Annotated in this window: 13 protein-coding genes; 7 read left to right on the top strand and 6 right to left on the bottom strand. The window is 46.0% G+C overall.

Going from position 1 to position 14,166, the window contains the following annotated elements:
* Positions 1-58: 58 nt before the first annotated feature.
* The gene (locus KO531_RS20390) at positions 59-1,600 is read right to left on the bottom strand and encodes an MATE family efflux transporter (protein ID WP_219252113.1); all 1,542 of its coding nucleotides are present in this window, start codon (positions 1,598-1,600) and stop codon (positions 59-61) included.
* Positions 1,601-1,645: 45 nt separating this feature from the next.
* The gene (locus tag KO531_RS20385; RefSeq protein WP_168825370.1) at positions 1,646-2,503 is read right to left on the bottom strand and encodes an ion transporter; all 858 of its coding nucleotides are present in this window, start codon (positions 2,501-2,503) and stop codon (positions 1,646-1,648) included.
* Between the two features lie 172 nt (positions 2,504-2,675).
* Between KO531_RS20385 and KO531_RS20380 the strand changes: the two genes are divergently transcribed.
* The 3 genes from KO531_RS20380 to KO531_RS20370 all read left to right on the top strand — a co-directional run bounded on the left by KO531_RS20380 (position 2,676) and on the right by KO531_RS20370 (position 4,617).
* Complete coding sequence (locus KO531_RS20380; RefSeq protein WP_028759690.1) at positions 2,676-3,188, top strand: L,D-transpeptidase family protein; 513 nt, start codon at positions 2,676-2,678, stop codon at positions 3,186-3,188.
* A gap of 174 nt (positions 3,189-3,362) precedes the next feature.
* Positions 3,363-4,064, top strand: coding sequence for a VOC family protein (locus tag KO531_RS20375; protein ID WP_219252112.1), 702 nt, complete (start codon positions 3,363-3,365; stop codon positions 4,062-4,064).
* 292 nt (positions 4,065-4,356) lie between these two features.
* Positions 4,357-4,617, top strand: a complete 261-nt coding sequence (locus tag KO531_RS20370) for a DUF5062 family protein (RefSeq protein WP_006081993.1) — start codon at positions 4,357-4,359, stop codon at positions 4,615-4,617.
* 154 nt (positions 4,618-4,771) lie between these two features.
* Here the strand turns inward: KO531_RS20370 and KO531_RS20365 are convergent, their stop codons facing one another.
* Positions 4,772-5,629: a M23 family metallopeptidase gene (locus tag KO531_RS20365; RefSeq protein WP_113940609.1), complete on the bottom strand. Its 858-nt coding sequence runs from the start codon at positions 5,627-5,629 to the stop codon at positions 4,772-4,774.
* A gap of 379 nt (positions 5,630-6,008) precedes the next feature.
* Positions 6,009-6,881 (bottom strand): 6-carboxytetrahydropterin synthase, encoded by an 873-nt coding sequence (locus KO531_RS20360; protein WP_219252111.1) that lies wholly within the window; start codon positions 6,879-6,881, stop codon positions 6,009-6,011.
* Between the two features lie 482 nt (positions 6,882-7,363).
* Here KO531_RS20360 and KO531_RS20355 point away from each other — a divergent pair, with 482 nt between their 5' ends.
* Positions 7,364-8,362, top strand: a complete 999-nt coding sequence (locus KO531_RS20355) for a cytochrome-c peroxidase (RefSeq protein ID WP_219252110.1) — start codon at positions 7,364-7,366, stop codon at positions 8,360-8,362.
* 156 nt (positions 8,363-8,518) lie between these two features.
* Here the strand turns inward: KO531_RS20355 and yejK are convergent, their stop codons facing one another.
* A complete protein-coding gene (yejK, locus tag KO531_RS20350; RefSeq protein ID WP_006081997.1) occupies positions 8,519-9,547 on the bottom strand; it encodes a nucleoid-associated protein YejK in 1,029 nt (342 codons plus the stop codon).
* A 77-nt stretch (positions 9,548-9,624) separates the two neighbouring features.
* Here yejK and KO531_RS20345 point away from each other — a divergent pair, with 77 nt between their 5' ends.
* Both KO531_RS20345 and KO531_RS20340 read left to right on the top strand, forming a co-directional pair.
* Complete coding sequence (locus tag KO531_RS20345) at positions 9,625-9,843, top strand: YejL family protein (RefSeq protein WP_011847036.1); 219 nt, start codon at positions 9,625-9,627, stop codon at positions 9,841-9,843.
* 66 nt (positions 9,844-9,909) lie between these two features.
* Positions 9,910-11,697, top strand: a complete 1,788-nt coding sequence (locus tag KO531_RS20340; protein ID WP_219252109.1) for a DUF3413 domain-containing protein — start codon at positions 9,910-9,912, stop codon at positions 11,695-11,697.
* Between the two features lie 256 nt (positions 11,698-11,953).
* Here KO531_RS20340 and KO531_RS20335 read toward each other — a convergent pair whose 3' ends face one another.
* Positions 11,954-13,060: an NADH:flavin oxidoreductase/NADH oxidase gene (locus KO531_RS20335; protein ID WP_219252108.1), complete on the bottom strand. Its 1,107-nt coding sequence runs from the start codon at positions 13,058-13,060 to the stop codon at positions 11,954-11,956.
* A 117-nt stretch (positions 13,061-13,177) separates the two neighbouring features.
* Between KO531_RS20335 and KO531_RS20330 the strand changes: the two genes are divergently transcribed.
* Entirely contained in the window at positions 13,178-14,044 is an 867-nt protein-coding gene (locus KO531_RS20330; protein ID WP_173496815.1) for a LysR family transcriptional regulator, read from the top strand.
* Positions 14,045-14,166: the final 122 nt, after the last annotated feature.

The following is a 14,166-nucleotide window of genomic DNA, read 5'->3' as shown; positions in this document are numbered from 1 at the left end:
CATCTTTATCTGCGTTCTTGCCCACAGCTTCTACACGGCGCAGCTAAGCCACATAACGTCAATTAGGCTTTTTACCCTCGTCTAAATAGGGTAATACGGGCTCATTCTCTTGCTCCTCCGTTAATTGCGCCATCTGCACGCACGAGGATGACAGCGGATTGGTCGCACTCGGTAAGTTCTGTGCAACACAATTAGCGATTTCCTCTTCCTCACTCAGTACGACATTACGGGGGATAGCATTCGCAGCATCAAGATTAGCCGCGGCGGAAAACTGTGCCTGCGCCGCCACTTTATCCACTAAACGATAGGCAACCCACACACCTAATATACCAAACAAAATAGACCCTAAAATTTGCCCAATCAATACACCGTAAACACCACCCCAAAGTGCACCAAAATACACAAAGGGCACAGTGCCTACAGTGGCTTTACCTACGTTAAATAGCGTGGAATATTTGGCCTTGCCAAGGTTATTAAAGGACGCATTCGCCACGAATAAAATCCCCGAAAAGATAAAGAATACTGCGATATAACTGCAGAAAAAGTGAATAAGATCAGCGCTGTCGCCCTTCATATCAAACACACTGACCAAATGTGACTTAAGCATAAACAGCAGCAAAGACATTACCAGCACATACACAGTACAAAACTGAATCGCTCGCGTTAAACTCTCACGTACTCGGTCAAACTGACCTGCGCCAAAGTTTTGCCCAACAATAGGTCCAATCGCGCCGGACAGTGCAAAGATCATCCCAAAAGCCACAGGGATTAAACGCCCCAATACTGCCCAGCCTGCCACATAAGCGTCACCGAAATCGGCGATCGCTCGGGTCACAAAGGCATTTCCGATGGGAGTTGCCACATTGGTTAACATCGCAGGGCCTGCAATGGCAAAGATAGGCTTAAGATCGGCGACAAAATGTGCCTTATCAAAATGGCCTAACAACTTATGCTTAACCACCACACCGCGAGCGGCAATCACAAATACCGCCACCCGTGCTAAGACGGATGCCAATGCAGCACCTTCAATCCCCATGGCGAACATGAAGATAAAAATCGGATCGAGTACTGCATTAACGCCGCCTCCCGCTAAGGTCGACATCATAGATAACTTTGCATCACCCACGGCGCGCAAAGCCCCGCCGAGCGCCATCGCAAGACAGATAAAAGGCAAGGAAGGCACGAGAATATACAAATAGCTCGCAGCAAGCTCTGCCGTATGACCACTCGCGCCGACTAAGGCAACTAGCTCAGGAATAAAGATGGTGACCACTGCCGCCACCAGCACACTGATCAGTGTCGTCACAACCGCGCTATTGAGTAATAAGCGCTTTGCCAACACCACCTCTTTTGCGCCAATCGAGCGAGACACTAAAGCCCCTAATGCAATCGATAAACCAATTCCAATCGATGTGGTAAAAAACGAAATACTCCCCGCATATCCCACAGCCGCCGCGAGTTCATGCTCTCCCAATAGGCTCAGGAAAAAGATATCCAGTAAATCCACGACAAATAAGGCAGAAATCCCTACCGCTGCGGTCGAACTCATCACTAAGATATGGCGTAATATGGGGCCTTCAACAAACTTGGCTTGCGTCATACGTGTCTTTTACCTACAAAAAATAAAAAGTGTTCGCCGAAGTCATCATGAAACGCCTTTATCAACGGGCACATCTAGGCTATCTAGCTCACATCCACAACGACTACAATACATGGCATCAATATCATGACCTGTCTTATGGCATTGATTACACGAGCGTAAATCTCGATGACGCCCTACTTCTTGGGATATCTCGGCGGTTAAAATCCCCGTTGGGATTGCGATAATCGAGTAACCAATTAGCATAGTAAAAGCCGCAATCGCCTGACCTAATCCGGTTTTCGGGGTAATGTCGCCGTAACCGACTGTAGTAATAGTCACAATTGTCCAGTACACAGATTTAGGGATTGAACTGAAACCATTATCAGGCCCTTCAACCACATACATTACTGAACTCAGTACCATAACGATCAAACTGACCGAGAAGAAAAACAAAAAAACCTTACGACTCGACTGCATCATCGCCCTAAGTAGAACATTTCCTTCACTCAAATAACGCAGTAATTTGAGTACGCGGAAAATCCTAAACAGCCTAAGTATCCGGATGACTAAGGTGAAGTTAGCGCCAGGGATCAGCAACGCCAGATAACTTGGCAATACCGATAACAAATCCACTAAACCATAAAAGCTGCGAGCATATAACACAGGATGATTCGCGCAGTACAAACGTAGGCCATATTCAATCGTAAAAATAATGGTAAATACCCATTCCAACACAGAAATAAGCTGGCCGTATTCGCGATGGAATATCTCTACTGTGTCGAGGAACACTAAGCCGACACTCAACACAATACACACCATGAGGGCGATATCAAAATAGCGGCCAGCGGGAGTATCAGTGCCAAAAATAATGGTACGTAATTGACGTTTTAACGGACTTTCGGATTCGATATTCTCAGACATAAAAGCTTTTACTTCCTTGCAACAAACTGACTAACACAGGGATTACAGTATAAATATGCCACGAGTCTGCCATGCAATTGCACCTAGCTCAAAATTATCTACTCACAGTAGGATAAAATTGCGGTATGATGCCGAAAAAAGCCAACAACCTGTGTTTATTTTCGAGGACTTCATGCGCGCCACCCTACTTTCCACATTGACATCTCTCACTGTGACTATCGCGGCTCTCGTTTCACCCGAATTACATGCCTCTGGCATGGGTAAAGTGGATCTGGTGGTGATCACTAAATCCGAATCCAGTATGGCTTTATTACGCGATGGCAAAGTGCTCAAACAATATCGCATCGCCATGGGTGACCTACCCGCTGGACACAAATTAAAGGAAGGCGATCAACGCACACCACAGGGGCGTTATACCCTAGATTATAAAAAGCCTGATAGTGCTTATTATAAATCGATCCATATTTCCTATCCTAATGAAGAGGATAAACTCAGAGCCAAAGCCTTAGGCATTAGACCCGGAGGCATGATCATGATCCACGGCCAAAACCCTAAGTCGTCACTGCCGCCAGAACAAGCCCAGCAATACAACTGGACTGACGGCTGTATCGCGATTACCAACGCCGAAATGGATGAAGTGTGGAAAGTGGTCGATGAAGGAACACCAATTGAGATTTGGCCTTAATCTTAGCCCGCTTCCTAATGGCAAAATGCCAAATAGATAATTGAACGATATCAAACACGCCCAGCTTAATGGGCGTTTTTATTTAACCTTTTAAAGCATGATGTTAGTTGTAATAGTCTCGGTCATTTACTTAAGGGATAAAACTAACGCCAATAGAAATGCCTTGGAGTATTTATGCCTAAATTCAACGAGCCTGTTGCGCCGCACAGTGCAAACCTCAGCTATGAGCAATTAATCCAAGGCTGGCCCGCCTTCGAAGCACAGATTTTAGCCTTGCTTGAAACCTTAGACTTAGCAGATAAAGCACTGGTTTGCGACCATGTCGCGCTGCGCGTCAATTCCATCGCCAGCGCCAATGCCCTGAAAGACGCCTTTAGCCGCGTAGGAAAAATCATTTCAGACAACATTATCAATGGCCGTACGATTCTGATCATCGAGCTAGACACGCCACTCACACTCGGTCAATTTAGCATTGCCTGCGTCGAACTTCCCTATCCTAGTGATAAAGTTTATCCACTGGAAGGCTGGGAGCACATAGAATTAGTTATTGATTCTAAAGCTAAAGATTGCGATACCTTGAGCCAAGACTTACTGGTCTTATGTCCAACACTCCGCCCTTTACTCAACCTAGGACTGAGTCCATTGCCGCAATCTGAGCAGACAGCTGAATCAGAGCAGACAGCTGAATCAGAGCAGTCAAGATTACCAGACTTGCCATCCCAAGCTGAGATTAAGGTCAAGATGAGCTCGCCCAAAGGCGATAAAGAACGTTTAGCCAATCCAACTATCGCCTTTAAACTCGGAAATGTGTGCATTAAAGTGCATCCCCATGGCATAAAAGCGGTCATCGCGAGCGAACAAGTATCTGAATGTTAAGTCAGACTTAAACTCAGGCAGATAAAACTGAGCTTAGATTTTCATCGGCACTTGCCTTAGCTAAAACCTACGACAGTAACTGAGTTAACATCTGAGTTGATGACAATTTAATCAGATTCAATATTCTCGTTATTTTTAGGTCAGTTTTTTGGTGGTTTTGTCAAAAATCGCCAAAATTAAATCTAAAAAACAGCATATTTAGCGTAACTTAGGACATATAACTCGCAGATGCCATCAGGCACAAATTATCGTGTCCAGTAAATGGATGCTATGTGCAAACAGAGGATCGCCAATGAAGCCACACAAGAACGAAGCACAAATATTGAAGTTCGCCATGGAAATCGGCGTGGGCTATGCCAAAAAACGCGGATATGCAGACTTTGACAAAGGCATCTCACCCAAAGACAAAGTGGAATGCATTTATCGTTTATTGGTCACCGACAACTTAATCCAGCCACTGGCCAAAGATAAAGAAGATGGGCCAAACATGAAACACAAACTGATTTTATGGATCACCCGCCAGTTGCCTGCTGATCATCCACTGTTGAAGTAATCTTTTTAGACGACTCGGTTAAAAATGATTATTGGCAAGCAGACATTTGAAGCTAGCCTAAAAAGAAGCCAACTCACTAAGTGTTCACGATAAGGATCACCATTAAATGGCGCATCATTGCGCCATTTAAGTGAGCCAGAGTTGAATATCGAACCTAGCCCTTTTTGGCCGCTTTATTGGCCTTCTCATTCGCTAGCACTGTTGCCATTGGCGGCACTATGGTCGTAGGGTCGAGGCGCATTTGATACCAGTTCACTCGCCAATCTAAGTGTGGACCATTTGCACGGCCTGTTGCGCCCACCTCTGCAACAGCTTGGCCTTGCTTAACCGCTTCACCCGCGTTGACGTACAGCTTACTCAAGTGCAAAAAACTCGAACTCACGCCATAACCATGGTCGATCACCATAGTCCCGCCCGAATAAAACATGTCAGGTACAGAAAGACTAATAACACCATCGGCGGGGGCGACCACTACAGTGCCGGTTTTCGCCGCCACATCCACCCCAAAGTGTGGATTACCGGGTACATCGTTATAAATACGCTGGCTACCGTAAACGCCTGAAATACGCCCCGTCAGCGGCCAAATAAACGCCTGTAAAAATGCAGTTTGCTCGCTAAATGTTGCCCGCGCCGCTTTTACCTGCGCCGTGTCTTTCGCCGCTCTTTCCTGCGCGACAGGATCGGGCTTCATAATCTTCGAGCTAATGCCCTTTACACTTTGAATATCGTACTCTCGCTTGGTTAAGGTTAAAGGCTTAACCTCAGTCAAGCCATCGGGATAAACCAAGGTTAGCTGCTGGCTCAATTCACCGTCGCGATCAAAACCAAAGGCAAAATGACCATCAGGCGTGACCTTGATGGCTTCACCATTTAAGCTAATCTGAGTGCCCGCAGGCGCTTGACCCCGCATTAATGCGCCTTGCTCTAACTTACCCTGTAAACTCACCTCAGCTTGTACCTGAGGCGCAATGAGCACTAGGCCCAAAGTGAATAATGCCGATAAGCAGCGCATTGGATTTGAACTTAGGGGGGCTCCATCGTGAGATAAAAATTGCGATACTTTATTTCTCAACATCTTATTATTTTCCAGCATCTTAGTTTCCAATATCCTAGTTTCTAACATCTTCAAAAAATCCTTATCGATGGGCAATAGGGATCAAGACCCACTAAATACATTCATCGCGACACAAAACGCAGCCGAATTCAATCAATGCCACGTTAACCTAACGCACCATAAAAATCGATTCTGCAAACCCACATCCCTGTCATAATCTCAGTTCAGCCTATGCTAAAAACAAACAAAAAAGCCCCGATAATCTACCGAGGCCTATTAAATCCGTGATTAAAAGGTGAATAGTTTAAGTCCATTCACTTATATCAGCTCGTAGTGCCTATCCCTTCACGACGATCGCGCCCTTGCCAACACCTTCAAACGCCACCACTTTAAACTGACTTCCTGGCACTTTAGCGACTAATGTCGTGGCAATATAATCAGCTAACAACTCAACCGTCGTGTCGTGGGGAATTAAATCACAGCATTCCTTTGGCATTGCCAATTGGAAATCCCCTTGGGGGGCTTGGTAATGAAAACCATAGTGGCTGTCATCGGTTATCCGCGTTTGCAGCGAAAGATTAAGAGTCTTAACTGAAACCAAGTCCTCTTCACTGCCTAAATAAATATCATGCCAACGTTTGGCCCAATACTCATCCCACTTAGGTGCTGGACTGCCATTTTCATAAACATGAATAGGACTACGATGTCCATGGGCGATACGCTGACAATTACCATCATGTTTACGTAAACCATGGCTGTAATGGTAGTAAGGCGTATCGAGGATTTCATGTCTCAAGGTGAGCGTGATCCCTTCGACATTCTTAGGTAAAGCTTCACGTAACGCTTTCTGTAAAAAGGCATTCACGCTGGGAATATCAATCTCTTCGGTCGGCACTAAGGCAAAGGCTTGGGAAGGACAGGCCAAATGAATTTCACCTAACTGACTATCAAAATCCATCCACACTCTATCGCCCTGCTGTTGCCATCGCACACTGCTGCAGGCCGTAGGCACTAATAAACGATGATCGGCCACCGCATCTATGGTCTGCTTGATCGTACGTTTGACTTTAGCAAAATCGAGCACCATGTTTTGCTCGTCTAATCCGCCCTCAAGCAGAACATCGACAATCCAACTCTCCCCCACCATGCCGCGCTTTGGGCACAAATAGGAAAAATCGATCACAGTTAAATCTTTGACAAACAATTGCATTAACGCTCCTCGGCAGAAAAACAGTCCACCTATGTAATTTTATAGCACCGCTTGGCGATGGCCGAGCGTGCTAACTTGAGGCACTCAACACGAGTCAACTCAACATGAACAGAGATTCTAATCAATTCCGTCTGTTGTCGCGACAAATGAATCCACTCGGTTCAATATTTTGTCTCAGATGTTTGTATCAGATGTGTATATCAGGTAGTCGAAAATCCAGTAATGTAACTCATTGCAACCATCAAATGTCGTTAGACAGAAAGCAACAATGCATCGACCTTGTCGATTAACAGATAAAGCCTTAACAGGAACACAGTTCAACCTAGCAGAATAATAGAATAAAAACAGAGAATTAGATCGCAAAAGCTTAATCCGCAACAGCGATAGACCCAATCGAAACAAAGCATTATCACTCAGCCTTATTAACCGCTAGCATCCCAATTAAACCATACAAATACCAAGGTTATATAGGGAGAAATAAGATGACCAAACTTACATCTATCGCCATTTTCATCGCAGGTATGTTAGCCAGTGCCCATGCTATCAGTGCAGAACCCATCGAAGTGATCACAGCAGCCAAAATCACTGAACCTGAAAAAGTTGAATTAGGTAAAATGCTGTTCTTCGAACCCAGACTGTCTAAATCTGGCTTTATCTCTTGTAACTCTTGCCATAATTTATCCACTGGTGGTGTCGATGCTCTACCCACATCCATTGGTCACCATTGGCAGGAAGGTCCAATTAACTCGCCCACAGTGCTAAATGCCGACTTTATGCTGGCTCAATTTTGGGATGGTCGTGCCAGTGATTTGAAAGAACAAGCCGCGGGCCCTATCGCCAACCCGAAAGAGATGGGCTTTACCCATGAACTCGCAACTGAAACTATCGCCTCTATGCCAGCCTACAGAGCGCACTTCGCCAAGGTCTATGGCGATGACAAAGTCACAATTGACCGTTTAACCGATGCAATTGCCACCTTTGAAAAAACCTTAGTCACCCCTAATAGCCCCTTCGATCAATTTCTTCTGGGCAAACAAGATGCCATCAGCGCGAATGCTAAAGCAGGTTACCAACTCTTCAAGGATAAAGGTTGCGTAAGTTGCCATAATGGCCCCGCTGTCGGTGGAACCATGTATATGAAAATGGGCCTCATCAAACCGTTCCACACCAATAATCCTGCAGAAGGTCGTAAGGGCGTCACAGGTAAAGAAGCTGATAAATTTGTGTTTAAAGTGCCGACACTACGCAATATTGAGCTCACCTATCCCTACTTCCATGATGGCAGCGTATGGACCTTAGAAGAAGCGGTGAATACCATGGCAGACATTCAATTAGGGCAAAAACTCTCTAACCAAGAAGTGAAAGAAATGGTCGCCTTCCTTGAAGCCTTAACAGGCGAACAGCCACAAATCACGCTGCCGATTTTGCCACCATCGAATAAAGATACGCCACGTCCTGTGCCATTTAGCTCCAATAATTAACATAGGCAACGAGTCACTGACTAAGAAGTTCTCACTTAGAAACTGAGTCAGCGCGACACTTAGTGATTTGGTGATTAGGTTAGCAAAAAGGCCGAGAGTCAACACGCTCGGCCTTGGGTTATTCGTTCGCTTAAAAAACGGTGTATTAATTAAGTGCTATTCGCCTTTAAGACGACGGTCAAGCTGATCTTTTAAGTTTGCAGGTACACCTTTGATTAAAATCGTGTCCGAGATGGGATCGTAAATCACCCGTTGACCTAAGTGGCCGCCATCAAAACTTAACGTCACGCCGCCGCCAGTACCTGAAAACTTCTTCAATTGGCGCAGGGTTGATTTGTCGGCCGGAAACTCTTCATCGAGATCATAACTGCCGCCACGGGCAAAATCGTAGAAAGAGTCCATACCTTGGTCGGCTAACTCATCGGCCAAGTCTTTGATCTCGATGTCAGCGCCTTCATCGAAGCGCTCACTGCAATATTCAAACACTTTATTACGGCACTGCTGACGCTCGTCTTTCGTCAGCTCACTGCTGGCAACAAAATCTTCAACCGCATTCATTAAGGTTTTGTTTTGCGCCTTAGTGTTAACGCCTTCGACGCAGCCCATAAAGTCGAGGAAAAAGTCGGCAACTTTGCGTCCCGCACGGCCGCGGATAAAGGAAATGTATTTACGCGAGTCTTTATCAGCTTGCCACTCGGTTAAATCGATACGCGCCGCCAGTTGGATATTGTTTAAATCCAAATGATTATTTTGCGACAGTTCCATATCGTCTAACACAGTCATCGACGACTTAGCACTTAATAAGGCGACAAACAGATAATCACTGGTGATGCTGGTGTAGCAAGACATCAGCAAAAAACCGCCTTGGCTGAAATCGTACTTCGACAACTCTTCTTGCAGCAATTTACTGGCTTGGCCCGAAAACTCCACAAATCCTAAGTCGCCGCCACGGTATTGGGTTAGTGCGTTAGCAAAAGCAGGATTGGCCTCACCGTCGTCGCCATGGATACCAAAATAGCCAAAACCTTTACCGGCCTTTCCCGTATAAGTTTGATGCAACTCGTCGAGCATCACCTCGACCGCCTGACCGTTCAGCAGAGGTTGAGGACGCAAACGGCAGCGTAATTGCCCCTGACTGTCCTGAGAAATCTCGTGAATAATTGCGTGTTCGATGTTAATACTCATAAGCCCTGATAGTGATACTGGGATAAATCCGCTATTATATGCCGCTAATCCATTCCAAAGTGAAACATTTTTTGATTATGGCAATCCAATCGAAATACTCAAACACCCAAGTTGAATCATTAATCGCCGAAATATTGGCTGTGTTAGAAAAGCATAAAGCACCGACTGACCTGAGCCTGATGGCATTGGGTAACTGCGTGACAAACCTGCTAGAACGTAAAGTGCCAAGCGAATCGCGCCAAGCCGTGGCCGAACAATTTGCAAAAGCACTCGCACAATCGGTTAAATCCCAGTAAGTTAACTGGGTAATAATCGTCAAAAGAATATAAGATACAAGGTCTTTTAGGAATAAGCGGATCACTATGGTCGAGCGAAAAAAGCAAATGAGCCGCGATCGGGTTTCCCGGCTCATCAACTGGGGACATTGGTTCGCCTTCTTCAATGGCCTATTAGCCATGATAGTCGGCAGCCGATATCTTGGCAGCGTGGGTTATCCAGAAACTTGGTATGGCTGGGTTTATCTAAGCGTCAGCACTATTGGTCAGTTTAGCTTTCTCGCCTTTATCGCCTATTTGATCTGCCTGTTCCCACTGACCTTGATATTGCCTTATTCGAAGATATTAAGAGGCGTCGCGGCGGTGATTGCGACCCTAAGTCTTTGTATCTTATTGTACGATACCATTGTTTACGCCGATTACGGCATGCACTTGAGCCCCTTCGCCTTCGATTTAGCTTGGGCGGATCTCAATGCCCTGCTCCGTGGTACTTCTTATATCGTCACACCGCTGGCCATCATCGCCATTGAACTGACCATGGCGAACTTTTTGTGGAAACGCATAGAGAAAATCCAAAAACTCAATTTAGGCAATAAAGTTATCACCTTAGTGTGTATCTGTTTTATCAGCAGCCACTTGATCCACATTTGGGCCGATGCCGCCGATATCACAGAAATTACCCGTTTCGACGATACTTATCCTTTATCTTATCCCGCGACTGCTCGCTCCTTTATGGAAAGTCACGGTATCGATGGTTCATACCAAGGCGATGACGTCAATCACAACACCAGTGTACTCAGCTATCCAGAGCAGCCACTCACCTGCCAGGCCGACACGAAAATCAACGTGTTGATGATTACCATCGACAGTTTGCGGGCGGATATGGTCGATGGCAAAAGCATGCCATTCCTACAACAATACACTGAAAATAATCAATCTTTTACCCAGCATTTCAGCGGCGGCAACCAATTTAGAACAGGCATGTTTTCGCTACTCTATGGCCTGCAAGGCAGTTATGGCGATGCACGAATTTTTAATAGCACCAGTCCTTTACTGACTAGAAGTTTTCAACAAGCAGGCTATGAATTGGGGCTTTTCCTCCCTGAAACCAATCTCAATTTACGTTCATCACAGGCGATGTTTAATGACTTTAATCCTGTCGTAGCCAAAGAAACCAATGGCAGCGCCGATGCCGATTTGCACACAGTGGCCAGTTTTAACGAGTGGCACAGCATTCAACATAAACCTTGGTTGGCGCTCGTTAACTTAAAAGCGCCAGAAAATTTTGATACTCCCGTGGGTTTTCTGGGTATCGAAACAGTGAAAGCCAATACCGACCTTATGCCAGCGCAAAAAGTACTGTTTAATCAATATCGCCAATCTCTGTATTTTGTCGATCAACAACTCAAGACGATGCTGGCCAATGTGTCCAACGACACCTTAGTGATTATCACTGGGGTCAATGGCAAAATGTTCACCAGCAATAGTGATGAAGCTAATCGCAACCTGTCACCACAGAGTGTCAAAGTGCCATTAGTGATCCACTGGCCGAATACGGGCGCTTCTAAGGTCAAATACCGCACCAGCCATTACGGCATAGCGCCGACTTTAATGACCCACGTGCTAGGTTGCACCAATAACACGACAGATTACAGCGCTGGCCGCAGCCTATTACAACCTGACAAAGAAACGTGGATCTATATAGGTGATAGCCGTATTTTTGCTATCTATCAAGAAGCAGAAGTGACAGTGATTGACCGCCACGGTAAATATCGTATTTACGATGAAAACTATGAACATAGGCTCAATAAAAAAATGAGCGCGCCTGAATTAATTGAAGTGATGCGTGAAGGTCGACGTTTCTATAATCACTGAGCTTCATCATCTTAGTTAAGAAAGCCCCATTCCTACAGGATTGGGGCTTTTTTATTCCCTGGCGACTGGATGAATACGAAATGCACGAAGCTTGGATTTAACTGTGTGGGTTGAAGAGCTGCGTGGCCAGTATCTTGAAGCTAGTCTCTTGTAGCTAGCCTCTTAATGATGGATCTTACCTGCCACTAAAGCCAAAAGCCGCTATCTCTAGATAACGGCTTTTTAAGGCTTAGGCTTAAATCAACTCACTCTACAATCAATCGGCTTTAACCGTAGAGTAGCGGGCTAACCAATGGGCGTAGGAAGCGGGTAATACCCAAGATGGGCGCTCAATTTTCAAGGTTTGCGCCGCTTGATACGGCCAATGTGGATTCGCTAAAAACGCTTTACCTATCATCACTAAATCCATTTTTTCATCTTCAATGGCCGCATTGGCTTGATGTGGATCATCCATACCCCAAGAAGTCGCAACGGGGAACCCCACTTCTTGACGAACCCGCGCTGCAATAGGCGCCAAAAATGCAGGACTCCATGGAATATTTGCCGTTGGGGTCGAGAAGCAAATGCTGACGTTCAGCATATCGAGCCCCGCTTGCTTAAATTGCTTCACCAAGGCTATCGATTCCGTCAGTGTTTCTTCATCTTTATGGTCGAATTCAATCACGCCAAATCGCGCCGTTAAGGGTAAATGCGATGGCCAAACGTCTCTTACCGCGGCAATGGTTTCTAACAAAAAGCGCCCCCGCCCTTCGGCACTGCCACCGTATTGGTCGGTGCGTTGATTAGCATAGGTTGAAAAGAAGCTTTGGGCTAAATAACCGTGGGCGAAATGCAGTTCTAACCATTCAAATCCTGCGGCCAAGGCCCGTTTTGCCGCCGCCACAAAGTCTGCTTTAACGCGCTCAATGTCTTCAATCGTCATAGCAGTTGACACTTTAGGTAAGTTTGCCCCAAAGGCGACGGCTGATGGTGCAATCGGTTGCCAACCTCGCGCGTCATCATCGGCAATATGGTCATCGCCTTCCCACGGAATATTCGCGCTCGCTTTACGGCCCGCATGACCAATTTGAATCCCCGCCACTGCGCCGGCATTTTTAATCGCGCTGGCCACCTTAGCTAGGCCTTGGGCTTGCTCGTCATTCCATAACCCAAGGCATTTGGGGGTAATACGTCCTTCGGGAGAAACCGCAGTGGCTTCAACCACAACAAGACCGGCACCGCCACGGGCAAGGCTAGTGTAATGCACCTGATGCCAGTCGTTGATGAGTCCATCTGTGGCTTGGTATTGGCACATGGGTGCAACGGCAATACGGTTTTTGAGGGTGATATCTTTAAGTTTGAAGGATGAAAATAGATCGGCCATGGTGTTTCCTGTGTCTATTAAGATCAAAAGGTATTTGAATACTGAATGACGACAGACTAGTCTTATCGTGCCATAATTAAAAGCACATACAGATTATAGATTTGATAAATTTTACTTATGATAAATCCACAATGGTTACACACCTTTAGCGTTCTGGTCGAGAAAGGCAATTTCACCCGCACCGCCGAAGCTATAGGTATCACCCAAGCGGCCGTGAGTCAGCATATCAGTCGCTTAGAAGAAACCTACGGCACACTGTTTTTACGCCGCACCCGCCAGCTTGAAATCACTCCCATTGGGGAAAACCTGCTGACCTACGTCAAAGAAGTTGAATGCGCGCAAAAGCGCTTACAGCAGAAACTGATCCATGATGACGCCAATGCGGGTGATATTAGCCTTATCACTCCAGGTAGCATTGGTTTAACGCTCTTTCCGCTATTAATCGAATTACAACAAGCCTTTCCGGCGTTAAGCATTCGCCACCGTTTTGCACCTGACAGTGAGATAGTGGCCTCAGTGTTGGCCAATGAACATGAAATCGGCATGGTAACCTTAAAACCTTCCGATCCTCGTATTCACAGCACACATTTTACCGAAGAGCCGCTTGAACTTGTGGTACCTGCAAGCCATAAACAACATGAATGGGCTGATTTACAACGGCTAGGGTTTATCTCCCATCCCGATGGTGAGGCCATGGCAACTCGGCTGCTTAGCCGTAAATATCCAACCCATCCCGGCATTCAAGAGATCCCCTGCAAGGGATTTACCAACCAAATCAGCCTGATTCTCGAGCCTGTCGCAAAAGGGCTAGGATTTACGGTTATACCGCAATACGCCCGCAAAGCCTTTGAACGACAAGAAGATATCTATGTTGTGGAATGTGGCAGCCAAGTTGTAGACACCATTTGGCTTATCCACCGCGCGGAATGGCCCTTGTCACGCAGAGCCCAAAAAGCGATCACATTTTTAAAGGGGAAAATATAAAACCCCATTAAAAAATCTGTCTCTTCTACACAAATCCCTCAGTTTGCCCCGGGGGATTTTTTTGAACCATTTTCAATTACCCTGATCTGATCCTGACCTTTTGTTTCAGATACCACATACCA

The organism is Shewanella sp. NKUCC06_TVS (assembly GCF_019345515.1).
GTDB lineage: Bacteria > Pseudomonadota > Gammaproteobacteria > Enterobacterales > Shewanellaceae > Shewanella > Shewanella oncorhynchi.
The sequence above is the reverse complement of the archived record's forward strand: the minus strand, read 5'-3'. Positions and strand labels throughout refer to the sequence as shown.